The organism is Paenibacillus lignilyticus (assembly GCF_017942085.1).
In the GTDB taxonomy this organism is placed as follows: Bacteria; Bacillota; Bacilli; order Paenibacillales; family Paenibacillaceae; genus Paenibacillus_Z; species Paenibacillus_Z lignilyticus.
Genome location: NZ_JAGKSP010000010.1, coordinates 150,180 through 175,060, shown reverse-complemented (window position 1 = coordinate 175,060; position 24,881 = coordinate 150,180). Strand labels below are relative to the sequence as shown.

18 protein-coding genes are annotated in these 24,881 nt (G+C 54.9%); 5 read left to right on the top strand and 13 right to left on the bottom strand.

Going from position 1 to position 24,881, the window contains the following annotated elements; all coding sequences use genetic code 11:
* Positions 1–161: 161 nt before the first annotated feature.
* From I8J30_RS22190 to I8J30_RS22180, 3 genes are all read right to left on the bottom strand, one after another.
* Positions 162–3,764 carry an Npt1/Npt2 family nucleotide transporter gene (locus I8J30_RS22190; protein ID WP_210661820.1) on the bottom strand — a complete coding sequence of 1,201 codons (3,603 nt, stop codon included), beginning with the start codon at positions 3,762–3,764 and terminating at the stop codon, positions 162–164.
* Positions 3,765–3,943: 179 nt separating this feature from the next.
* Positions 3,944–4,102 carry a hypothetical protein gene (locus tag I8J30_RS22185; protein WP_240548289.1) on the bottom strand — a complete coding sequence of 53 codons (159 nt, stop codon included), beginning with the start codon at positions 4,100–4,102 and terminating at the stop codon, positions 3,944–3,946.
* Positions 4,103–4,183: 81 nt separating this feature from the next.
* Complete coding sequence (locus tag I8J30_RS22180; RefSeq protein ID WP_210661817.1) at positions 4,184–4,888, bottom strand: pirin family protein; 705 nt, start codon at positions 4,886–4,888, stop codon at positions 4,184–4,186.
* 90 nt (positions 4,889–4,978) lie between these two features.
* On the opposite strand from I8J30_RS22180, the gene I8J30_RS22175 reads away from it, so the two are divergent.
* The gene (locus I8J30_RS22175) at positions 4,979–5,287 is read left to right on the top strand and encodes a hypothetical protein (protein WP_210661815.1); all 309 of its coding nucleotides are present in this window, start codon (positions 4,979–4,981) and stop codon (positions 5,285–5,287) included.
* 22 nt (positions 5,288–5,309) lie between these two features.
* Here the strand turns inward: I8J30_RS22175 and I8J30_RS22170 are convergent, their stop codons facing one another.
* Entirely contained in the window at positions 5,310–5,546 is a 237-nt protein-coding gene (locus tag I8J30_RS22170) for a DUF6953 family protein (RefSeq protein ID WP_210661813.1), read from the bottom strand.
* A 103-nt stretch (positions 5,547–5,649) separates the two neighbouring features.
* Here I8J30_RS22170 and I8J30_RS22165 point away from each other — a divergent pair, with 103 nt between their 5' ends.
* Both I8J30_RS22165 and I8J30_RS22160 read left to right on the top strand, forming a co-directional pair.
* The gene (locus tag I8J30_RS22165; RefSeq protein ID WP_091224458.1) at positions 5,650–6,492 is read left to right on the top strand and encodes a prohibitin family protein; all 843 of its coding nucleotides are present in this window, start codon (positions 5,650–5,652) and stop codon (positions 6,490–6,492) included.
* A gap of 692 nt (positions 6,493–7,184) precedes the next feature.
* Positions 7,185–7,778 (top strand): MerR family transcriptional regulator, encoded by a 594-nt coding sequence (locus I8J30_RS22160; protein ID WP_210661811.1) that lies wholly within the window; start codon positions 7,185–7,187, stop codon positions 7,776–7,778.
* Here I8J30_RS22160 and I8J30_RS22155 read toward each other — a convergent pair.
* The 7 genes from I8J30_RS22155 to pdaA all read right to left on the bottom strand — a co-directional run bounded on the left by I8J30_RS22155 (position 7,761) and on the right by pdaA (position 17,958).
* Positions 7,761–8,972, bottom strand: coding sequence for an MFS transporter (locus tag I8J30_RS22155; protein ID WP_210661809.1), 1,212 nt, complete (start codon positions 8,970–8,972; stop codon positions 7,761–7,763). The two genes, I8J30_RS22160 and I8J30_RS22155, sit on opposite strands and share 18 nt — an antisense overlap.
* Positions 8,973–8,986: 14 nt before the next feature.
* Positions 8,987–10,315, bottom strand: coding sequence for a D-arabinono-1,4-lactone oxidase (locus I8J30_RS22150; RefSeq protein ID WP_240548278.1), 1,329 nt, complete (start codon positions 10,313–10,315; stop codon positions 8,987–8,989).
* Positions 10,312–11,505, bottom strand: a complete 1,194-nt coding sequence (locus I8J30_RS22145) for an amino acid deaminase/aldolase (protein ID WP_210661807.1) — start codon at positions 11,503–11,505, stop codon at positions 10,312–10,314. The genes I8J30_RS22150 and I8J30_RS22145 overlap by 4 nt, the downstream gene beginning before the upstream one ends.
* 20 nt (positions 11,506–11,525) lie before the next feature.
* Positions 11,526–12,899, bottom strand: a complete 1,374-nt coding sequence (locus I8J30_RS22140) for an aldehyde dehydrogenase (protein WP_210661804.1) — start codon at positions 12,897–12,899, stop codon at positions 11,526–11,528.
* Between the two features lie 86 nt (positions 12,900–12,985).
* Entirely contained in the window at positions 12,986–14,044 is a 1,059-nt protein-coding gene (locus tag I8J30_RS22135; RefSeq protein WP_210661802.1) for a class I SAM-dependent methyltransferase, read from the bottom strand.
* A 100-nt stretch (positions 14,045–14,144) separates the two neighbouring features.
* A complete protein-coding gene (locus I8J30_RS22130; protein WP_210661800.1) occupies positions 14,145–17,000 on the bottom strand; it encodes a PAS domain-containing hybrid sensor histidine kinase/response regulator in 2,856 nt (951 codons plus the stop codon).
* 142 nt (positions 17,001–17,142) lie between these two features.
* Complete coding sequence (gene pdaA / locus I8J30_RS22125; RefSeq protein WP_210661798.1) at positions 17,143–17,958, bottom strand: delta-lactam-biosynthetic de-N-acetylase; 816 nt, start codon at positions 17,956–17,958, stop codon at positions 17,143–17,145.
* A gap of 181 nt (positions 17,959–18,139) precedes the next feature.
* Between pdaA and I8J30_RS22120 the strand changes: the two genes are divergently transcribed.
* Positions 18,140–18,730 (top strand): DUF3238 domain-containing protein, encoded by a 591-nt coding sequence (locus I8J30_RS22120; RefSeq protein ID WP_210661796.1) that lies wholly within the window; start codon positions 18,140–18,142, stop codon positions 18,728–18,730.
* Positions 18,731–18,770: 40 nt separating this feature from the next.
* On the top strand, positions 18,771–18,986 hold the full coding sequence (locus I8J30_RS22115; protein WP_210661794.1) for a hypothetical protein: 216 nt from the start codon (positions 18,771–18,773) through the stop codon (positions 18,984–18,986).
* Between the two features lie 449 nt (positions 18,987–19,435).
* Here the strand turns inward: I8J30_RS22115 and I8J30_RS22110 are convergent, their stop codons facing one another.
* Both I8J30_RS22110 and I8J30_RS22105 read right to left on the bottom strand, forming a co-directional pair.
* A complete protein-coding gene (locus tag I8J30_RS22110; RefSeq protein ID WP_210661792.1) occupies positions 19,436–22,564 on the bottom strand; it encodes an alpha-mannosidase in 3,129 nt (1,042 codons plus the stop codon).
* A 3-nt stretch (positions 22,565–22,567) separates the two neighbouring features.
* The gene (locus I8J30_RS22105) at positions 22,568–24,877 is read right to left on the bottom strand and encodes a glycoside hydrolase family 3 N-terminal domain-containing protein (protein WP_210661790.1); all 2,310 of its coding nucleotides are present in this window, start codon (positions 24,875–24,877) and stop codon (positions 22,568–22,570) included.
* Positions 24,878–24,881 lie beyond the last annotated feature (4 nt).

Here is a 24,881-nt window from a genome sequence, read left to right as displayed (position 1 = left end):
TACACTTAAACGGCGCAAACCGCCGACTTCGGCTTCCGCTCTCCATCTCCAACATTCCATTTCCGATCTCCAGCATTCAGCTTTTCGGCTGTAAGCTTTCCCGCATCCAGCTCCTCAGCTCTTCAGCTTCAGCACTCAGCATGTCGCATTCCACCTTCAGCTTACAGCATCCCGCGAAGCCTGTCTGCAAGTACCTGCATCATGCTTCGGAGCACGCCGATGTTCTGGAAGCATAGCGTGAACACTTGGTCGCGGTGCAGCTGAAGCAGAACCGCCCGGCTCGCTGCCGTGCAGTCCGCGGAACGAAGTCCGCTGTCGATGACGGCCATTTCGCCGAAGCATTCGCCTTCTCCAAGCGTCGCGAATGTTTCGCTGCCCTTATGTACACGAACGCTTCCCTCTATAATACCGTACAACGTATCGCCGTAATCATCAACCCGGCAGATCGTTTCACCCGCCGCGTACTCCACTTCTTCGACAAGCTGCGCGAGCGCGATGACATCCTCTTGGGATAAACGGGCAAACAGGTCGATCTTTTGCAAGATCAGCACCCGGCGCAAAATAATATCGTTCGCCATGCCGAGCTCCTCTTGCGAAGACACCGCGTCTGCCCCGTCTGCAGCGACAGCCGAAGCTGCCGCCACTTCCGCATGGTGCTCATCCGCAGGCATCGCACCAACCGACGATTTCTGTGCCAGCTTCGAGCGCAGACGCCTCGAAAGCAGCTTCATCATTTCCAAGGCGATGCCTGTGCGGTCAAAGATGACATCGTAGAAGCTCGAGGAATCGAGCCGCCACAATACCAGATCCTCTTCCGCCATAACAGTAGCCGTGCGCAGCCGGCGCGTCAATATGGCGGTCTGTCCGAAACACTCCCCGGCAGTACGCTCATTGAGCTTGTCAGTTCCGCGGTAAATTCCGGTTCGTCCGCTTTGAATGAGATAGAGCGCATCACCGGGATCATTCACCTGAAACACGGTAGCTCCCTTCGAATAGGTCACCCGTTCCATGCGCATCGCAATCAGAGACAGCTCCCGAGCGGACAACCCATCGAATAAGGAGACGTTTTTCAACATCGCGATTCGTTCCATTTGCTCGCTTAGCCATGTCTCATCTACGGAATAGCGGCCCGGAGCCGCCGCATCCACCTTGCTCCGCGAAGCAAATTGAATCACTTGGCAGAGCCATTCATCGCCCTGATCGTTCATCCAGTCCAGATCAAGCGCCGCCTCGTTCTTCACGACATTCGCCGTCACGGTCCGGGAAGCCGACATCAGCTTCGCCAGCTCCATCCGCAGGTTCCCCTGCACCAGCTGGTCGATAATTTCTGCCGCGTTTGCCTGTTGGCGAGCACCGCCTTCGGTCCAGTTGGCATACACGGCTTGGATGGTTTTGGCCTCATAGATAAAACCGAGCAGCAGAAATATCCGCTTCATCATCGCCGAACGGACCTGCTCGACCGCCTCCGCTACTTCCTTATACCCTTCAACTGCAATCAGATCACCTTGGTACGACGTAAACCGGCCGTACAGCTCAAGCTCGAGCAAGATGTTCGCCTCGAATCCTTTGGCATCCACTTGCTGCACGCCTTTGCGCATCCGGGTCATCGCTTCCAGCAGCTTATCCCGCATCTCGAAATTAGCCGATGCATACCGCTGAAACAGCAAGTCAAAAGCTTGTTGCCCACCGATGCGTTCAAACACTTTCGGCAAATGCAGCAATACCGAATCCACGTCAAAATACGTGACGAGCAGCTTGAGAATTTCTCGTTCATCATAAGCGGCCAGCGTATCCACCGCGGCCTCTCTCGTCTCGTTATGCTGCAGCAGCGGCACGATATGCGGAACAAGCTCCGGCACCTGCAGCACGGCAGCGGACTGCACGGCAAATTTACGAACCTGCGGCGCCCCGTCGCGAAGCAGTGGAATCAGCGGTTTGTAAAACTCCCGAATGCCGATCCGGCCGAACAAAATCGCCATCGATGTACGCTCATCCTCGCGGGAGCTCTCCATCAGCTCCTTCAACGTACCGACCGCTCGGAACATCCCTTCGATGCCGTAATACTTAATCAACCCGGCAATGGCGGCCGACTTCACATCCATATCTTCCTCGCTAAGCCGCGCCGTAATGTCATCCAAATGCTCATCTTTCGCATAAGCGGCAAGCGCAAGAATGGCAGCCGCACGAACGCGGCTATGCCCTTCCCCAATGAGCGCCAGCAGCACGTCTTCTTGACCGGCCGGCTGCTTGCGTTCCATGTAGCGAAGCGCCTCTACACAAACCTCCTGCGAGGGATGGCGAAGCAAGCCTTCCAGATGCGGCATAAGGTCAAAGCCGTCTATATCCTGCAAAATCTTCAGCGCATAAAGAACCTGCACTTTATCCGGCTGCACAAGCGTATCCGTCAGTACCCGCAAGCTGGCAGGATCCATCAGATCCAGCTGCCCCTCATGCAGGTCATGCCCCCTGGTCTTCAAGGTAGACAGCAGCGCCTCCAGGTAAGCCCCCTTTACCTTCACCGCCGCTACAATACAGACGCATAGCAGTGCCAAAATCACATAGCTGAACTGCTGCGTCGTCAGCAGCTGAGACAGCAAAATCAAGCTGACGGCGGCGATTCCTTTGGCACCGTTGCGAACGACGCCATCCAGGAAGCTCTTCGCCGAGTTGCGCCACTCCGGCGGAATCGGAAACATGACGAGCTGGCTGACCGAAGAATAAATCGTATCGCCAAGCACCTTGTCGCTCCCTTTTACAATCACAACCATCGCCAGCACCGGCATCATCAATACGCCGAGGCTTCCGGTGAACAGCGCAATCGGGAATACCAATATGGCCGTCATGACACCGAATCGGGTGAGCAGCTTCCCAGCGACAAAGAGCTGAATAAACAACGCCAGCAATCCGGAAAATCCATAAAAGCTCCCCATAAATCCGGCCAATGCCTCATCCTGAAGCGTACCGCGCAAAATAACCTTAAACTGATAGTCGATCAGCGTAAGGGTAATTACGAGCGCTGCCGACATGATCGCTATATATTTGAGATGGGGGACGTTCCGGAACAGGCCTCCGCTATCCTTCGTCTTCATCCCGCCGCCGCCGGACTGCTTACGTTGAGGCTTAACAGACGTAAATAGGTCAGACCCTTTCCCTGCGAGCTTCAATAACCGGATAACCGCCACAAGCGCAAGCAGCTGAAGTGCGGCATAGAAGCAAATCAAATTAGCTGTCCCCACTAACGGAACAACCAGCTTCAAGCCGAAACCGCTTATAATACCGCCCATAAGCCCGCCGCTGCCGACAAGCCCGATGGTCCGTTTCACCTTGCGCTGATCCAGAACGGAAGCTGCAAACTGCCAGAAACAGACAATCATAAGGAAGTTGAACACATCATAGCCAACATAGATAACCGGGTACACCCAGCTGAAATCCATGCCTACGCCAAACCGCGATAATAGCACCAGCCCTGAAATTAGCGGAATGAGCAGCTTTAGCAGATGGTCCATCCGAAACCGCGGACTGAACCGCTGGAACAGCAGTCCGATTAAGAGAAGCGCCGCCGACTGCGGCACATACATAAAGGAAAGCTGTGAGGCGCCAAAACGCGATAGAAACAACGCATCCGCCGCCGTTCTGCCAACCGTTGAGGCCGATGAAACCGCAAACAAATAAATAAAGAGGAAAAGCACCTTCGTATACTCTTCCTTGTCCTCGCCAAATTTGCGAAAGGTTTGTCCAAACGCGTTTCCCGAAATTAATTTCATACCGGCTCTCCTACCCGAACAGTTTAGTGACATCTTTTAGTAATTTTCGACAGCCGGAAGCCGATGTCCTCCAAAAGTCACAAACATATTGCAGGAAAAAAGTCCCACTCATTTCTATCCATCAAAACAACACAAGAAGAGCACCGACCACTAAGGCCGGTGCTCTTCTTGTATCTCACTTACTTCCCGCCTGCCGCTGCTCCGTTATCTGCTTCCTCAGCAGTCGTTTGATAGGCGATTAACACGATATTGCTGCTTGTCTGCTTACGCAAATCGGATTCGAATTGCTGCAGCTGCGCCAGTAACTGTCCGTCTAGTTGCGCCGGTTTATAATTCACGAGAGTCCCTCCATTGCTAGATTTCAGGTGTACTCTCATTGTTAACGGCAACAGCCCTGCTTATGCGCGGACCGAGCAGATTTATGGCAAATCGATGAGCATGAATTGCCCGCCATTCGCGCTGGCAATAACAAGCTCCTCAAGATCGGTAATGCGCGCGGAGTCGCTTCGGCTCAAATGATGCTCCCCATTTAACGTCACTTCGCCTTCCATCACGAACAGGAAGATTTTGCGTTCGGCATCCTGCTCGAACGGAACGCTGTTACCCGCTTCCAGGCGGGAGAGATAAATGGTGAGATCCTGGTGAATCGATGTAATCGTTTCGCTCTGAAGACGCTTCGAGACAATGGGAAGCAGCGCGTTCTTCATCGCAGCTGGATCGTACGCCTTTTGCTCGTAAGACGGCGTAAGCCCTTTTGCTTCGGGGAGGAACCACATCTGCAGCAGGTTAGCTACTTCGGTGTCCGAAGAATTGACCTCGGAGTGCAAAATGCCCGTTCCCGCTGTCATCCGCTGTACCTCGCCAGATCTTAAAATCTCTTTGCCGCCCGTATTGTCCTCATGCGCCAATTCGCCCTTCATCACAACCGTAACGATCTCCATATCCCGGTGCGGATGCGTGCCGAATCCTTTGCTTGGCTGAATATAATCCTCATTAAATACGCGCAGCGGACCAAAATTCAAATTGTCCGGATCGTAATAATCTGCAAATGAAAAACTAAAATTAAACTGTAGCCATCCCAAGTCCCCAGAATGCCTCGATGCTGCCGGATAGATTGCGATCATGCTCCAGAACACTCCTCATGATTTCATTTTTACTCACTTACTTTATGTAAGTATGTGTGTTATAGTTAGCTTTGTCAAGGAGGGATTCCATTGGATCATTTGTACATTCGCCACACCGTTGGCGGCCGATTATTTCTCGATTCGAAGAAGCATGAGCTCCCATTCTCCGTCGCGCCTGCAGAGGGCCGGGAAGGCTGGAAGCTCTGCATTGATGCCGTGGATGAGTCCATCGGCGCACCGATTTGCCGGCATAACGACGAGCTCAATATCTTTCTCGTCGCGGATGGCGCGGTTGATCAGAAGACTTGGTACTATTCTACACACGGCCTCGTCGAATATGACGCGGCAGCCAAACAGCTCATCATCTGGGCCGATGGCAAAATCGACTACACCGTGTAGCTTGTGTCAGCTCGCTTCACCTTTATACCCAGCCCCAGAAAAACCCGTCCCGCTCCCAAGCTGCGCGCCCGCCGTGCAGCTTTTTGAATGCTTTCTTGACTTCCTTGTCGATGGATTCGTTGCCATTCTCATTGACGTAAATAAACTGCTCCCCGAAATGCGCCTTAATATGCGCGACCGCCTGCTCCTGACGCAGCATGCCTGCCGACTTCAGCTCCTGTACCATCCACTCTGCCGCTTCTTGCGCTGTATGTTCCATTTTCGCGTCATCTCCTTTTACGTTACGTTTAGGAACCTTTTTCCATGCAACCTCGTATGTATCCCTTAAAATGCGCATAGCTATTTATGAGGAGGGGTCGTCCATGCATGTTGTTGAACCGAATCCGGTGAAAAAAGTGAACTTGAAGCCTTACATTCTATTCAGTCTGTTGATCGTCGTCGGCGTCATCGTCGCCTTTAACGGTTTTCAGACGGTCCAGTACGGCAATGTCGGCTTGTACAAAACGTTCGGCAAATTAAATGATAACATACTGTCGCCGGGCATTCACATGAAGATCCCGTTCGTGCAAAGCATCATTCAGGTCAATGTGCAGGTGACCAAGGCGGAGACCGATACGAGCGCGTCTTCGAAGGATTTGCAGCCGGTCTCGACGCATGTGGCCGTCAACTATTCCGTCGACAAAGCGGCTGCGTATAAGCTGATGAATAACGTCGGCGGCTCGTTCGACAACGTCATCGTGAACCCCGCCATTCAGGAAATCGTCAAAGAAGTGACGGCACGCTATCCCGCTGAAGATCTGATCGCCAAGCGCGACGTCGTCGCCGGCGAAGTCCGGGAGCATCTAACGACGCGGCTCGCGAAGTATAATTTAATCGTGGCCGACATTAATATCGTGAACTTCAAGTTTTCCGATGCGTTCAACGCGTCGATCGAAGCGAAGCAGGTTGCGCAGCAGCAGGCGTTGAAGGCCGAAAACGACCTCAAACGGGTTCAAATCGAGGCGAAGCAGAAGATCGCGCAGGCGCAGGCCGAAGCGGAATCCCTGAAGCTGAAGAAGCAAGAAGTGACGCCGGAGCTCATCCAGCTGAAGCAAATCGAGGTGCAGGAGATGGCCGTGGACAAATGGGACGGCAGCCTGCCAAACGTGACCGGCGGAGCGACACCGTTTATCGACGTGAACAGCTTCGGGAGCGGCGGGAAGTAGGTTTGTGGTAGAGGGTTGGTTAGAACGCTAGTAAAGACAGCTTAGAGGGCTGGGAGCCGGGATTTGGGGCTCTCGGCTTTTTGTTTTTTCGGGTAGGAACCGATGACGCTCCTCTTGTGCTCGGTAAACTGAATTCAAGTCACATGTAGCTTAACTAGAGATCTACTTGTACTGTATTCTCAGAATTCGAGCCAATGTAGATCATACAGAGATCCTCTTGTGCTGCATTCAGAGAATTCGAGCCAATGTAGCTCATCCAGAGATCTACTTGTGCTCGTTTCGCTGAATACAAGCCCCATGAAGCTCACCCAAAGATCTACTTGTGCTTCATTCTGAGAATTCGAGCAAATGTAGATAACACAGAGATCCTCTTGTACTCGTTTAACTGAATTCAAGTCACATGTAGCTCACCTGGAGATCTACTTGTGGCTCGACCCTCAAAATTCGAGCCAATGTAGATCACACAGAGATCCTCTTGCGATCTCCCCCAGACTCCTTCTCTCGGAGCCTCGCGTCCTGCGAAAGTGCCCGAAATCAACGGGAAACTTGACGAACGGCAACCGCCGCGAAAGCGCGAGATGGCGCGTAAAACCACTTTGTTTAGCGAATGAGCACTTCCTTTGTCGCCCTTGCAGGGAGTGGTTTCCGAACCGCGAATTACCTATGCATTCCACCCGAACGGAGTGATAGGATTGGAACTAGTCAAGAGCAAGGATGCGGCTGAGTCGTTGAACGTCAGTCAAACCACGGTCAAACGCTGGGCTTCCCACTTCCCTCATTATTTTCAAAAGGATCGATTCGGCCATTATGTATTCTCGTCCCGTGACCTGTCGATGCTCGCTTATATCAAAGAATCGCTCGAACGCGGTGAAACGATGGATATGATCGTGTTACCGGAACCCGAGCAGCAGCCGGAACAGCCATTGAATTCAGCCGCACAGGCATCGCATTCCCTGCTATTCGGCAACAACGAGCAAGTAGCTGCAGCATCGGAAACGTATGACTCCGAGATTCACTGCCGCTTGGTACAGGTGGAGCGCAGGCTGGAACAGAAAGCCGACGAGGTTGTCGCTGCGCAAATTTTGCAGCATCGCTCGGAGCTGGAGGAGCTGCGCAAGATGATTGATCACCTGAGCGCAGCCATCGAATTTGCCAAGCAGCCGATCCCGCCCTTGAGCATACCTTCATACGCGGCCGAAACCGCAGCAGCCATCGAATCGCCAGTCGCTGTCCCGTCGCCTGCACGCAAACGCGGGTTGTTTCGCTCCTTATTTGTGTGGTTTTGATTTCCCCGGAAATTGAAGGGCAAAGGGTACGATGACGACCGTCACGACCGCGAGCGCGCCGATCGCCAGAACGCGTTCGTCCAGCAGCAGCTGCACAAGCAGGGACAGCACGATGCCGCCCAGATTGCCGAACAAGAGCAGCAGCCCCGTAATAGCCCCGGCAGTGCGCGGCTCCGCTTTGGCTTCGGCAAAAGAAAGCACAATGGGCAAGTCAGCCAGCAGCAGCAGACCGGCTAAAGCCAGCAGCGTCATAAACAGCCAGGCAGGCATGCCTGCCGCAAGGAATACGAGCAGTACCGCGCTAACCGCGAGTGACAGCACAAGCACGTTTCGTGCACGATTCCCGCGCATTGCGAAGTCCGGCAATACCGCCGCCCCGATAATCCCAGCCGCCGTCATGAGTCCTAAGCCTGTTCCGACCTGCACCGAATCATAGCCGATTGCATCCGCCAATACTTCAAGCCATGTCGCCAGCGTAATGAAAATACCGAAGCCCGCAAACAGGAGCAAGCTGAATAATCGAACCCACTGCTGCGACCAAAGCGCCCGTAAGGTGCGCAGCGCCGGTGCGGGCTCTGCATCCGTCGCCCCTTCGTACAGGGGAGGCTTGCGAAGAGTTACCAGCAGCGCGAGGCAAGCGGCTGCACCAATAAGCGCCTGCGTCCACAGCACGGCAGGCATTCCGCCCCATTCCAGCAGAAAAGGCACCGTCACATTGGAGATCATGATGCCGACAAACAAGCTGGCCGTGCCGGCTGCAATGGCAATTGGACGTTTTGGCGGTGCCGCATAGAGCACCGCCATTTTGTTCACCGCATTGAGCACAAGCGGCTGACCGACGGCGATGATGAACTGTCCGGCAAGCGCATATTCATACCCGGGCACGACGCGGAGCAACGCGCCGGCAACGGTAAGTCCGGCTCCCCAAGTGAGCGCGCCGCGGAAGCTGCGATCCGATGCGAAGCCAAACGGAATCGACAGCAGCACATAGACCAGCGGAAAAACGAGCGACAGCCACCCAACGGCATCTACGGATACCCCCCACTGTTCGGAAGCATCCGTCGTAATCGGCGTAAACGTCACCCACAGCAGCTGCGTGACTGCTACCACGCCCGCATAAGCAGCGATAACGGACCAGCGCGAAGCCCCTTGCTCTTGCTCTTGCTCTTGCTCTTGCTCTTGCTCTCGATTCAAACCATGATCCCCTATCATAACGACAGCTCCGGAACCCCGAACAGCTTCTCCAAATACGGATTCAGCAGAATGCCATCCGGATCATACTGCTCCCGCAGACGGACGAAGGCGTCCCACATCGGATACAGCTCCTGCAGCTGCGAGGCGCGAAGGGAGTGCATTTTGCCCCAATGCGGCCGCCCCCCGTGCCGCAGGAAGATCTTCTCCATCGCCGCAAAATAAGCCCCGTACGGCATCCCTTTATACATATGTACGGCAATATAGGCAGAATCCCGGCCATACGCGGGGCTCAGCCAGATGTCATCCCCTTTGGCATAACGGCACTCAATCGGAAAATGAACCGCGAACCGCTCTTCTTCCATCACCGCGCGCATCTCTTCAATGACAGCGGGCATCGCCTCCGCGGGCAGATTGTATTCCATCTCATTGAAGCGCACGAGCCGCTTCGTCGCGAACAGACGATGGCTGTACGCCACCTTGCTAAACAGGGGAAACTGCGCCGCAGAGAACCGGCTTATAGGTTTGCACAGCTTCGGCACCCGTCGGCACATGCCTGACAGCAGACCGAATACGCCATTCTCCAGCACCACATCGCTGATATAATCGCCCACCCGCCGCGGTGTGACAGGCTCGGTCGTTTCATTCATGATTTTGAGCTGACACGACTCGGCATAGGGGAACCAATACATCTCGAAGTGACGATGCGAGTCGGCAAGTGTTGGCAGCTGTGTCAAACATGCCGTCAGCTGCGTCCGCCTGCTCTCGTAGCGCATTTTGAATGCGGAGCGGAGTCTCAGCTTCACCTGCACCAACACGCCGAGTGCGCCCACCGATACTTGCATGCCCCGAAACGTCTCCGGATGGGACTCCGGCGAACACTCGACAACCTCGCCGCCCCCGGTTACAAGCGTCAGTCCAATTACCTGCGTCGCGATATTGCCGAACTCCCGGCCCGTGCCATGCGTGCCGGTGCTGATGGCGCCCGCGATCGATTGGACGTCGATATCGCCAAGGTTCTCCTGCGCCAAGCCTTGCTGAAACAGCAACTCACCCAGCAGCTTCAGCTTCGTACCGGCCCAGACCGTGGCGGTCTCTGCCGCAGCATCGACTTCAACCAACCCCTGCATCCGGTCCAGGGAAACAAGCACGTCACCGGAAGCTGCAATTGGCGTAAACGAATGCCCCGTTCCGACAACCCGGAGCTTCCTCCCCTCACGCCTGCACATCCGTACAATGTCGACGACCTCTTCTATGGATTCGGGATACAGAACCATACTCGGAGTAGCCTGTACGGAGCCTGACCAATTCGACCACGCTACGCGCATTGCCGCATGTCCATTCATAGAAAACAAGCCCCCATTCCGCGATAGGTTGCATATTCACCGACGATTTGCCCCTTGGATACCGCAACCAGATGCAAGAAGCGCTCGCACAGCTCGCCTGCTTTGGCATGGCGGAAGAAGACCGGATCGCCGAGCGACAGCGACAGCCCGTTCTTCACGCGCAGAGGGGTCTGCACCTCGCCTGCTCCCTCTAGCGGAAACAGCTCCAGTCCTTCCGGCAAATACACCTGCGCCTGCTTCTCGATCCCTATGGCCCCGGAGGCTGTATATCCGCCACCCATACAAGTGACGATATCGGGCCTCGGACGGCGGACAATTTCCACCGCAAACCCTGCCGCAGGCTCGTATCGGAACCCGGTATACGCGTCAAACAAGCCAGGCGCATAGAACCCCGAGCCTGCTGTTATCTCGGTCACGCACGCCTCAAGACGCGAGCTGTCCATGCTGCCGGTTCCGCCGGCATTCACGAAACGAAGCTCCGCGGCCCCCATCGCTTCAAGGCCTTCCACGACTTCGCGGCGCCGCTTCGCGACTTCGGCAATCGATCGTTTCTTCAACCAGCGGATCACGCTGTTCTTCAACTGCTTGCCTGCCACATTATCGCCAAGACCGGCAACCTGCGCCTCGTAGCCCATAATGCCGTCCAGTTTCAGCCACGCCGAAGCGGCGATAAGCTCCGCAACGGGGCACGCTTGCTCCCAGCTCGATAACGGCGAACGCCAGACGCCAAAATGCAATCCCGGATAATCGGCCGACATATCGATATCCAGACATAGCGGCACGACGACTCCCTGCTCTGCGGCGATGCGCTCAATCTGCCGCACATGCTCGGCACAGTCGACCATAAACGTAATCGAGCGCCCCTCGCCGATGGACCTAACCAGCTCGGCGATCCGATCCGGCTGCCACTGCGGGTAACCGAGCAGCAGGTCATCGAAGCCTTCGCGCACGAGCATCGCCGCTTCATCGGCGGTGTAGCACATGATCCCTTGATAAACCGGGCTGCTGGCCAGAATGCGCCTCATGACCTCAAGGCAGCGGATCGATTTGCTCGCAATCCGCACCTTCTTGCTTCCCGCCGCATTCGCAATCGCCGCGATGTTGCGATCCAGCATATCCAAATCTACGAATGCAAACGGCTTCGGCACGCCTTCAAACACCGTCTTGTAATAAGCATAGGTATCCGACATCGTCTGCACATCCTCTTCGCCTAAGGCTTCATTAGCATACGGATAAACTTAAGCCCATTCTTGGCAGACGGGTAGCGGAACGGAAAATCAAACGCCGTTGTCTGCTTCAGCATGCTCTTCATATGCGAGAACGTACGGAAGCTTTGCTCGCCGTGATAGCTGCCTGTTCCGCTATGGCCTACCCCGCCAAATGGCAGATATGGTGTTCCGATATGCAGAAGCGTATCGTTAATACAACCGCCGCCGAAGGAAATGTTGCCCGTAAACAGCTGCTGCACCGCCTGATCCTTGCTGAAAATATACAGCGCCAGCGGCTTGGGCCGCGCATTCACAATCGCCACCACCTCGCGCGGGTCATCATAAGTGAACACCGGCAGGATCGGCCCGAAGATCTCTTCCTGCATAATGGGGGAATCCCACGCCACATCTTCAAGTAAGGTCGGGGCGATGCGAAGCTTCTTGTCATCCGTCCCGCCGCCGATCGCAGCCGTGCCATCCGCAAGGAACGCGCGAAGCCGATCATAGTGGCGGCGAGTGACGATCGCGCCATAGTCCGGGTGCTCCAAAGGCGCTTCGCCATAGAATGCCGTCACCGATTGATGGATTGCGGCCAGCAGTTCATCCTTCACGCTGTGATGCACCAGCAAGTAGTCAGGCGCGAGGCAGGTCTGCCCGCTATTGAGAAACTTGCCGAAGGCAATCCGTCTGGCCGCAAGCGCAATAGACGCATCATGATGCACGATGCACGGCGACTTGCCTCCGAGCTCCAAGGTAACAGGCGTCAGATGTTTCGCGGCCGCAGCCATCACCGACTTGCCGACCTCAACGCCGCCGGTGAAGAATATATGATCGAAAGGCTGCTCCAGCAAAGCCCGGCTCGCCTCAACCCCACCTTCGACAACAGCAATATACTCCGGCTTGAAGCTATCCGCGACTATGGCTGCTATTAACGAAGTCGTTGCCTGTGACAGCTCGGAGGGTTTCAATACAGCGGTGTTGCCTGCGGCGATAGCGCCGATCAGCGGAACTAATGTGAGGTTAAAGGGATAATTCCAAGGGGCGATGATGAGCGATGATCCGAGCGGCTCCGGCATCACATACCCCCGGCTGCCAAGATGCGTGGAAGGCGTCTTCACCCGCTTCGGCTTCATCCATTTCTTCAGATGTTTCATCGCAAAGTTGATCTCGGTGTAGAAAGGACCGATCTCCAGCGTGTACGCTTCATGCTCGCTCTTATTTAAATCCGCGCGGAGCGCCGTGATAATCGCAGCTTCACGCTCCACCACGGCTTGTTTCAATTTCCGCAGCTGCGCCATTCGAAACGCATACCCTCGGCTTTCGCCCGTTTGAAACCAGGCTTGCTGCCGTTTCAACAATTGCTCAAAGGAAGCCATGATATCCCTGCTCTCCCGGTCAGTCGGACGAAGCCGGCCCCCGATTGTAAGTGCTTACACGAAACTGTACCGAAGAAGCTTGCGCCTTAGCGCACCTGGGCAATGACCGCATTGTGCGCCTTGATATAGCCATGGCGGATGATGTCAAAGCCATTTTCATAAATATAGAGTCCCATCTGCTCCACCGTCATCAGCTCGCGATAGGTGTGATTCATAATATCGGCCATAATGACGTAGAACAGCCTGCTTTTCCATTGGTTGCGCGGTGTGGTGAAGATCGCATAGCCGCCGTCTTTGAGGAATCTGCGGTGCCAATCGACAACCTCCGGTTTGTAGGTATCCGGGAAATGCTCCAGCAAGCCGACCGAAAGCACGATATCAAACGTCTTGCCAAATGATAGATTACGTACGTCATCGACTACGTATTCGATATTAAAGTCAGGCTTATAGTACACCTTCGCCCCGCCTGTAGAAGTGCTGGACCCGAGAAACGGATACGAATCGGGAAACTCGCCGTGACGAACGGTCTTGCAGTATGCGTCATAATCGACCAACACTACCTCGGCTCCCGGATAAAGCGCCGCAAGCTGCATCGCCTCATACCCCTCCGCTGCTCCGAGAAACAGAATGCGCGGACGCGTGACATTCAGTCCTTCAAACAAGGACCGTTTACCGCGCGGATCCCAGACGCCGTCTTGAATGCGGTGCACATAATTCCATAGATGAATGCGGGCTACATCGCCCAAAGCCGCACGGATTTCCGATGGCTTGAACGTGGCGAGGCTCTTCAGAAAAGCAGATTGGTCTCCGCTGATCTCTTTCGGGATATCCTTGTCGAACCACTCATGAAAGGCTTTGTTAAAATACGTCCACGACGTCTTCGCATCCATCGCCTTCTCATGCTCCTGCTCCCACTGCTTGCGGGCCTCCGACATCGTCCGCACCTCGTAAGGTTTGCCTACCCGCTCCCAGGTCAGCTGCGACCAATCCTTCACCGTATTCACCCGGATAAACCGCTCGTATGCCTTATCTTTGTGCGGGCGAAGGTCAACCCGATAAGAAGGCGTAAGCTCCGTCAGGCCAAGCTGCCGCTCCGAGTAGGGCTGCTCTAAGCGGGAAGCGTTTACTGGCTTTGCTGTATTCATTCCTTACTCACCTCGCTCAGTGTAATGACCGGCTATACAACAAAGTATATCATCCGCAGCTCATCTGTAGTGCTGAATTATTCCCGGTTTCTGCACCCTGCTAAGCGATTTTCTGCAAAGATTGCAGCAGCACCGTATAGATCAGAGCCGGATCAAACGGTTTGGTCAAATAATAGTCCATCCCCGCTTCAAGCACTTCTTCCTGCACGCCCTTCATCGCATCCGCGGTCATCGCAATAATCGGCGTTTGCTTCGCATGCTCAATCTGCCGGATAAGTCTTGTAGATTCGTATCCATCCATAATCGGCATCTGCAAATCCATCAAAATAACATCGTATCGCTTGCCGCGCACGCGGTTCACCGCTTCCTCGCCGTTATCGACGACATCGATGACCATGCCCATTCCCTTGAGCAGCTCCATCGCAACGAGCTGATTGATTGCATTATCCTCCACCAGCAGCACGGAAGCGCCGCGAAGCAGCGCATATTTCTCCGCAATCTCCGCATTTTCCGTCTCGAGCGGCTTCCCAACGGCTTGCGGCTTCATCAGCGAAATCACTTCATCGAACAGATGCGACTGGCTAATGGGATAGAAGAACACCTTCTCGATCGCCGGGGACGGCACCCCCTTCTGCAGCTCCATCTCGTGGTAGGCGCTCGTAAGTACAATAGACTGCGATTTGTCGGGTAAATCTCGTTTGATCCGCTCCGCGAGCAGCACCGCATCTCCGGCCTGCAGCTTCCAATCCACCATAATCAAGTCATATCGGTTATGCATCGATAGGGTATAGATCGCTTCTTGCTCCGACGCAGCCAGGCTGACGATAAACTTAAACTGCTCCAGCTGGTTGCGCAGCACCTGCTGCATCTCCGAATTATCGCAAATGAGCAGCACGCGCAGAAACTTCATATCCAGCTCCAGCCCCTGCCGCATAACCGGTGCATCCGTGCTTCTGAATTCAGCCACGAAGGAGAAGCAGCTGCCTACGCCCGGCGTGCTTTCCACCTCAAGCTTGCCGTTCATCAGCTCGACGAATTTCTGACTGATGACAAGTCCGAGTCCCGTCCCGCCATATCGCCGCGTCGTCGACATGTCCGCCTGCGTGAAGTTATGGAACAGCTTCTTCTGCTGCTCCGAACTGATGCCGATACCGGTATCGCTCACTGCAAAATGAAGCGTAACATCATGCTCATTGCTTTTCACAAAATCAATGGAAACCGCTACTTCCCCTTGGTGCGTAAACTTCACGGCATTGTTAACGAGGTTAAGCAGGACTTGCTTCAAGCGAAGCGGATCGCCGCTCAGCATTTGCGGCACCCGGTGATTGATCGCAAAATGCAGCTTCAGCTCCTTCTCGTAGGCCTTAACCGCCACGATATTGGAGAGATCATGAATCACCTCGTACAGGTCAAAAGCAATCTGCTCGAGCACGATCTTGTTCGCTTCGATTTTGGAGAAATCAAGAATGTCATCGATAATATTGAGCAAGCTTCTCGTCGATAAAATCGATTTGTTGACATAGTCCTTCTGTCTGTCCGAGAGCTCCGTCTTCTGCAGCAAATAATTAAGCCCCAGAATGGCATTGATCGGCGTTCGAATCTCGTGGCTCATCTGCGCCAGGAACTGGCTCTTCGCTTTGTTCGCCCCATCGGCCTCGCGTTTGAGCTTCCAGTCGGTCAAGTCATGGAAGGTGACCTTGATCCGTATCTTCCCCTTCACGGTCATAGGCAGAATCGTAACGGAGAAGCTCCGCGGGGATTGGCCCTCGAAGTTAAGATCCAGCTCGAAGCGCTGCATCTCTTTCGTCTCCACCCCTTCGCGGAAATACCGATCCCACTCTTCCTCTTTGCCGATGCGGACCAAATCCGTGAGCCGTTTGCCTTCGATTCTCTCCATATTCAGGTCCAGCAGCCGGGCCAGCTTCGCGTTAACCGACAGAATCGTCCCCTCACAATTGAACGTAATGAAGATATCGTTCGAATTCTCCACGATGGTCCGGTAACGCTCTTCGCTCTCGCGCAGATCATCTTCCGCTTGCTTCCAATTCGTAATATCGGTGCTGGAGAGAATGATCTCCGTGACTTGTCCGTCCTTAAAGATCGGCTGCACGATGTTAAACGTCCGAAATCCGTTAAAGCCGGACTCGTACCTGACCTCCTCGCCTTTGAAAGCTCGATCGTAAATGGCCGAGACCAGCTCAACATGCTCTTGGCTCAGCCCCGCCAAATCATTGGGCCGCTTGCCCGTTATCTCGCCACCATTCCAGCCTTGTTTGAGCAGCAGCTGCCCTTCAATTAAGGAATAGCGATAATCCCCGTGGCTGTCCCGAATGATCTTCGCCGTCATCCCGGATTGGAGGTGCAGCAGCCGATGCAGCTCTTCGCTTGCGCGGAGATTCTTCTGCTCGAGCTCGCCCGCACGGATAATATAAGATCGGAAATAAATCATCGCGTAACAGCCCAGCGTGTTCGCCGTGCTGAGAATCAACAGGATGTTCACCGGAATTCGAATCATTTGCGTACCGATAATCAAGAATGCTATTCCGCTGAACAGGGTCGCATACGCCCACTGGCGGAGGAGGCTTTGGACACGCAGCATAATGAATCCGACCCCGCCTACATAAACCAGCATCGTCACAATCGCCGTAATGGTGCCGATCCCAAACGGTGACACCGTCATTCGATATAGAATGACCAATGCTCCGGCTATCGCCGCAGCCCCAAAGCCTCCGAAATAAGTCGCCATCAAAACCGGAACATAACGTAAATCGATGACAATGCTATCGCTGAGCCGAACGCCGTAGTAGACCAAAATGCAGCCGAGAATCCCTTGCACGATGCCTAATTTAAGGATTTCTTTCCACTTGCTATTTTTTCGGTTTGCGGCAAACAGCTTGCTGGAGAAAAAAGTGATCATGGTCATGAATGCGGCGTTAACAACCAAATCTTTTATCATTGATGCTCACCTTCCTGCTGTCCGCTGGATTGAATATTTCCATCCAATATTCGACATATTTCGATAATTCCCTCTGCTTGTCGACAAATAAAAAAGAGGTGCCTGCTTCGCACCTCTCTTCACGTCGTCTTCTTTTATACGGTTAATAACTCTTGGTCTCCAATTCATTAAGCGGCTTAAAGGTATAGCCTTGCTGCCTTGCCGCATCAATGATTTGAGGTAACGCTTCGGTGTTGTCCTTGGACACGCTGTGCAGCAGAATGACCGCTCCCGGATGAAGCTGCTTCATGACGTTATCATAGGCATAACGCCAGCCGCGCTGAGCATTGGGCTCCCAATCCCTATAGGCGACGGACCAGAACACACTCGTATACCCCTGCTCCTTGCTGACGGCCAGCACCCGACTATTGAAGATCCCCCGCGGCGGACGAAGAAACCGCATCTCCTGCTGCCCGGTCAGCTCCGCTACGGCCATCTTCACTTTGGCGAGCTCCGTTTGGATCTGGCTGCTCGGAATGACGCTCATATCCGGGTGGCTCCAGGAGTGGTTGCCGATCAGATGGCCATCCGCGGCCATCCGCTTAACCAGATCGGGCTTGTCCTTGACATAATGACCGGTTACGAAGAAGATCGCCGGCACGCCTTTCTCCTTCAAGACATCCAGGATGCGGCTTGTGTAGCCGTTCTCGTAGCCGTTATCGAAGGTCAGATACAGCTCTCTTTGTTTCGTATCGCCAAGGAAGATCGCCCCGTGCTGCTCCAGAATCGGCTGAAAGCCTTCTTCTCTAATCGAGGGCAGCGAGCCGCCGACGCTCTTCTTGAATCCAAAATGAAAGGGGCCTCCCGGCGCACCGATCGATTCCGATGCCATTGCCGTTCCTGCAACGGATAGCATGAGGACAAGCGACGCCAACAGAGAAACCCAAGCTTGTGGGCGAAGACGGTTTGGTTTGTGCATGTTGTTCGATGTTCACCACTTTCTTCTCGCATGTTGCCTGCTGCATATTGGAACCATACAGAGGTTACTGTATCCCGGAATGCTGGAAGTTATGTGAATTTTTCGGACAAGCTGCAGGATCGGGGTCATTTCTATGCTAAAATAAGCGGAGCAAATGCCGAAAGTGAGGAAAAATCAACAAATGGTTGCAATTGTGAAAATACGAGGCAGTGTATTTATCGGCGGCTTGCAGTGGCTCCCTGCGATGACCGACCCCGAAACCGGCCTGATCCATGAATATGCGGGTGATGCGCGGGAATTCACGCCTCATGCCGTGCATACGGGGCGATCCCGCGTGGAGCAAGAGGTTGTCGTTGATTTCGTGAAACGCAAGCTGTTCGCGTTCGCAGATACCGGCACTACTACGCTGCGCGTGACTAAGCCGGATGGCATATCGGAGTTTAAGCAAGGCAAAGCATCTGCCGATGGCGTGACCGTCTCGGATGAAACTTGGGACGCTTCATCGGTTTCCTTCATCATGAAAGCGACTGCCGCCAATCCCCTTCGCCCGGCTGCTCCGGCAGTCGATTATGAACTCCGAGTGACCGTTCGCGAAGAAACGGGCCAAGTCGAAGTGAAGGGCAGTCATGACGGGTTCCCTTGCTTCGAGTTCTATAAGCAGGTTGATTTCGGCGATTTCAAGCTGCTGCACAGCCATGATTTCCGTGTTACGGGCGATACGCCTGCCGCAATGGCCGGAGATATGGAATACCACTTCGAGCGCAATCTCTAGTACGAGTACGGGAAGCTGAGCTGAGGAAGGAGGGCTTATCATGGCCTTGTACCGCCGTCTCCTGACGGATGACGATTTCACCGAGGCGATGGAGCGCCAATACAAGCTTCGCGTCTATAAAGACGACCATATCGTCGATTCCGACGGCATCATAATCCGCTTCGACGACACGACCGTCGTCAGCCAATCCAGTGTCAGCGATGTCGCTTACCACGACCGCAACGCCTGCGAGTTCTTCGAAATTCGCAGAAGGTAGCGTAGCGGGAATGCTCTGCAGGGTTGTTGGTCCCCTGGGCTGCTCTATCGAGCTGTGCTGGGCTGATCTGCTGCAGTTCTGCTGGGCTGTGCTGCTAGGTTGTCTGTTGGTCTGGGCTGCAAACTTCTGCAAACCTGCTGCGGTTCTACTTTTCTGTTCTGCTCGTCTTCTTGAAATGTTGCCTATATTGCAACATTTCTTCTATAGTTGACGCCGCGCTTGATTTGCAACAAATTCCTCTCCAGCCGCCACTTGGCCGCCAATTCGCATTGAAATGTTGCCTTTTACGCAACATTAGGTCGTTTCGACCACCCAGCTAGCTGAAATGTTGCATTTTCTGCAACTTTAGATGATCCATGCCGATCATTCTCGCAACCAACCATTGCCTTATCAAAGAAGAGCTGTCCCCCATGGGGGACAGCTCTTCTTTGATTCATACACAATTACGGTTATTCGAATCGAACCGTTTGGATCTCGTACGGTTTAAACGACAGCGTAAGCACGCCGTTCGCACCGATCGTGCACGGTTCCAGCTCATCCTCCAGCAGATTGACGATGCTCGCCCGCTTCGTGCCTGCCGGCAGCTGTACCTTCACTTGATCGCGGCTTCCCGTCGATTCATAGAAACGGAGAATGGTTCCTGCACCGCGCTCTGCCGGTTTGACGGTATCCAGCAGCACCGTGCGGCTGTCCAGCTGCAGCATGGAATACGATGACGGCAAGGCATTTGCCGATCCGCTGCTCTCCGGAAGACGAAGGGCAATCGCCGGATGGTTCAGTTCCGCCGCCCTGCGCACAACCTCCGCCTGACGCCAGTCCTGTTCATGCGGGAACAAGGAATACGTGAACTCATGCTCGCCCAGATCCGCGGTATTATCCGGCCATTTCGGAGCGCGGAGCAAGGACAGGCGCAGCACGCCGTCTTTCACGTCGTAGCCGTATTTGCAATCGTTCAGCAGGCTGACGCCGTAGCCGCCCTCCGATAAATCCGCCCAGCGATGGCCGCAGACTTCGAATTGCGCCTGCTCCCAGCTCGTGTTGCGGTGGGTCGGACGCTCCATGGCGCCAAACGGAATTTCATACGACGCTTTCGTCGTCAGAACGTCCACAGGGAAAGCAACCTTCAGCAGTTTGTGGCTCTCGTTCCACTGTACCCGCGTCTTGAAATCAACCCGTTTCTGATGGTGGTACAGCATCAGATCCTGTGAAATCACGGATTCGCCCAGCCGCCACTCGAAACGAATGACATCAAGCGCTTCGCCGGAGAGCACCAGCTGCTTCGAAATCAGCTCCGCCTCGCCTGCTCTGAACTGCTCGAATTTAGGATCGATATCCCATGCATCCCAGTACAGCGGTCTGTCGTGGAAGAACTGCAGTTCATTCGCCTTCGCACCCTTAGGCAACAGTTCGCGGTTCGCCGCTTTGTCGAGCCAACGGACGATTTCCCCGCGCTCATTGAATGCCAGCTTGTAATGAACCGTTTCCCACTCGTCCAGAGAAGCAGCATTACCAACCGCGCTTACTTGATGCTGCTTCGCTTCAGCACCTTCGGACTCCAGCAGCCAGATCGTTTTGTAGCCGAATGCCGGGATGGCGGAGACGGCAATCGACAACCGGAACTTGCCGCACGCCAGCTCTACCTGATCACAAGGCAGGCGATTGCCCGCTTCATCAAACGCGCAGACGCCCGCTTGATGTGCGTCGACCTCCAGCACGACCGTTTCATCGCGCTTCCAACCAAGACTATTGAATACGGCGTACGGTGTTCCTTCGCCGACCGCGCCAATCTCTCCGGCAACTGTCAGCATCGCTTGCGAGAGCCCTTGGTTGCCGAGCGCGAAGATCCGCTCGTATTCCGCAGCTGACGTGACATACGTTTCCGTAATCGCGGTCCCCGGAATAATGTCATGGAACTGGTTGAGCATCATCAGCTTCCAGCCTTCGGCAAGCGAAGCCGTATTACCGTCAACACCCGTATAGGCATGGGCCAGCGAGCTCCAAATTTCCGCTTCGCGGTACAGCACCTCCGCTTTACGGTTGCTTCTCTTATTGCGGCCATGCGTCGTCAAGGTGCCGCGATGCAGCTCCAGATACAAGTCCCCATGCCACTCCGGCAAGGTGTGCGAGACTTCCTCCACGGATTCGAAGAAGGCCGCCGCCGTGCTGAAGCTGCTTGCCGGAAGACCCGGCATCAGTGAGCCGCGCTTCGCGAATTCAATCATTTCGCGCGTCACCCCGCCGCCGCCGTCGCCATGTCCGTACAGCAGCATCAGCTCATTCAGCTTATCCTTCTGACGATACTCTCTCCAGTGCTCCTCCACGTCTTTCGGTCTCGTATGCTCGTTAATCCCGTGGTTCAAATAAGAGACGATGGCAGTCCCGTCGATGCCGACCCAGCGGAACAGCTCATGCGGGAATTTGTTCGTATCGTTCCAGTTCAGCTTGGTCGTCATGAAGTAATCGACCCCCGCCAGCTTCAGCAGCTGAGGCAGCGAAGCGCAATAGCCGAACGTATCGGGCAGCCATTCGATTGCCGAGCTCTTGTTGAACTCGTCGCGGTAGAAGAGCTGTCCGTACAGCATTTGACGAACAAGTGACTCCCCGCTTGGAATGTTAAGATCCGGCTCGACCCACATCCCCCCGACGAGCTCCCAGCGGTCGTCCGCTACGGCTTGTTTGATTTTCGCATAGAGGGCAGGATCATGCTCTTTCACAAACGCATACAGAAGCGGCTGGCTTTGAGAATAGATGAACTCCGGGTATTCCTCCATCAGCGACGTCATCGTCGAGAAGGTACGGCTCGCTTTGCGCACCGTCTCCCGAACAGGCCACAGCCAAGCAATATCGATATGGGACTGGCCGACCATATGCATCTTACCTTGCGCCTGACTTGCCGGGAACCGTTCGCCGATCCGGTCACGAAGCCCCTGCTCAATGGCAGCGACCAGCTCCGGGCTGTGCCAGCTATCCTCCGGCAATTGCTCCGCTTCATTCATCGTCCCATACAGCGCGTCCATCATCTGCTGGCGGCTGTAGTCCTGTTCCGGCAGCAGACGCATCGTTTCGAATACCGCTTGAACGCTGTATAGCAGACTCTGCGCAGGTTTGTTGACGCGAACCAGCTTCACCTCATAATTCGTTACCGGCGAAACAACCGGCGCTTGGTTGTTCAGCGGATCAACCGGCTCCGGAATCGGGTCGAACAGCTCGATCTCAAGCAGCGGCTCGCGGCCTGCTCCTTTCAGATACAGCGGAACGAAGTCATGATTGCGGTCCAGCCCCTGGTAAGACGCGCCGTTCACGCGCAGCAGGCCTTCGCCGCCGCCGCTCATCGTCAAACCGGCCGTGCCGTCCTCCCAATGAGCCGGAATCGAGATTTGCTTCTTCAGAAAATAAGTAATGCCATGTTTCCCATCCAAGCGCGTATCCTTCAGAATACGGGGCTCCCCGCCCGGAAGCGTCTCATATTCGCCCGGAAGGCCGTAGCGAACCTTTCTCATCTCCCAATCCAGCAAGGTCGAAGCCTCTGCCCATTGGCGCTCCGACAAGTTGCGAATAAAACGATGAATGCGATACATCTCCTACACCTCACTTCGCACATGCAAGGATGTGCTGATTACGTCTTCCGCGTTTCTTCCGATCATCATCAGGAATTCCCCTGCTTCCACAAACGGCTTCAGGTTCGCATCCAGCATCTGCAGATGTTCCTTCTTTACGATGAAGCTGACCGTCTTCGTTTCTCCCGGCTTAAGATCCACGCGCTCAAAGCCTTTCAGTTCTTTCCCCGGCCGAGTGATGGAGCTTACTTTGTCGGAAATATAGAACTGAACGACCTCGGTGCCTGCGACATTGCCGGTATTGGATACGTTTACGTTAACGACTGCTTTCCCATCGGGTGATACGACTTCCGGGAATACGGTTAGCTCGCTATATTCGAACGTCGTGTAGCTGAGCCCGAAGCCAAACGGATAACGCGGCTTTGCATCCATTTCCAAATACCGCTTGCCCCGGCTGCGTTTGCCGTTATAGTAGACCGGAAGCTGGCCGACATGCTTCGGCACCGATATCGTCAGCCTGCCGGACGGATTCACGTCGCCGAACAGAATATCGGCAAGCGCTGCGCCGCCTTCTTGCCCGGGGTACCAGGCTTCAAGAATAGCATCGGCATGCTCGTCGATCCACGGCTCTACAATCGGACGGCCGTTGATATAGACGACAACGAGTTTCTTGCCCAATTTATGAATTTCCTGCGCCAGCGTAAGCTGAACGCCCATCAAATGAAGTCCGGTGCGATCGATCCCCTCGCCGCATTCCATATCGCTCCAAGCCAGGTCGGACACAACGGATGCGCCCGTGCGCAAGTCGATGGTGCCTTCGCCGAAATCCCGCGCACTGGAGCCGCCAAGCGCCAGTACGACAACATCGGCTTGCTCCGCGCAAGCAAGGGCGGAAGCGAAGCCTTCCTTGGAATCGCCTTGAATTCTACAGCCCGGGGCGTAGAGCACACGGTCCTGCGCTTCTTCGCCGAGCGCTGCCTTAATGCCGTCAAGCAGCGTAACGATCTGCTCGCGCGGCTGCGGCGACGTGTAATCGCCAAGCTGATTATAGATGTGATCGGCATTGGGACCGATCACGGCGATTTTGCCTGATGCTGCCTTAGACAGCGGCAACGCCGCGCCTTCGTTCTTCAGCAGGATGATGCCTTGGCGAGCGACCTCGCGCGCCAGCTCTGCATGCTCCGGGCAACCGATAACCCGCGCGGCCGCAGCCGGATCAACGTAAGCACGATCAAACAATCCGAGCTCGAATTTGGCCTTCAGAATCCGCCCAACGGCCACATCGAGATCCGCTTCTTCAACTAAGCCGCTGCGCAGCGCAGAATGAAGATGCCCGGCGAACATCGCCCCCGACATCTCCATATCGATGCCCGCCTTGAGCGAGATCGCCGAAGCCTCTTCGCCGTTCTCCGCGACGTCATGTCCCCAAGCCAGCATATTGATCGCTCCGCAATCGGTAATGACGAACCCGTCAAAGCCCCATTCTTCGCGGAGCACTTGCTGCAGCAGTTCGGCATTCGACGTGCAAGGCACGCCGTCGATCTCGTTATAAGCCGGCATGATCGACTTCGCACCGGCTTCGACGCCTTTACGAAACGGCAGTAAGTCGACTTCGTGCAGCTCCCGTTTCCCCATGTGGGCAGGTCCGGCATTGCGTCCTCCCTCTGAGGCGCCATAGCCGACAAAATGCTTCAACGTGGCGATCAAGCTTCCTTCTCCATCAAGCCGCTCCCCTTGCAATCCCTGTACAGCCGCAGCCGCCAGCTCCCCGATCATGAACGGGTCTTCCCCGAAGCACTCCTCGGTTCTGCCCCAGCGCGGATCGCGAACGACGTCGAGCACCGGCGAATACGTAGCGGCCCCGCCTTGGCTGCGGGTTTCGAGCGCCACGGCGCGGCACATCTCGCGGTACAGCTCCACATTCCATGCGCTTCCGATCAGAAGCGGAACCGGAAATACGGTAGCGCCAATCGCCATATGACCGTGCGAGCACTCTTCGCCAAACAGAATCGGAATGCCGAGTCTGGACTGTTCCATGGCGAAGCGCTGGATTTCATTAACCGCGCGCGCGCCTTGCTCCGGCGAAAGTCCGTTCTCAAGCGTTACCTCTGTCCACGGATCCGCACGAAGCGTGCCATAGAGGGAGCCGATGCCGCCTTTCTTAACCTGTTCCTGAAAGTCGGCATCCAGCTCGATCGTGCCATCGGCCTTCTTATGATACGTTTTCCACCCGAATGGCTGCGTCATCTGGCCGATCTTCTCTTCAACTGTCATGCGTGCCAGCAAATCACTTACCCGTTCAGAGACTGTAAGCGAAGCGTCTTTGTATCGCATAGTA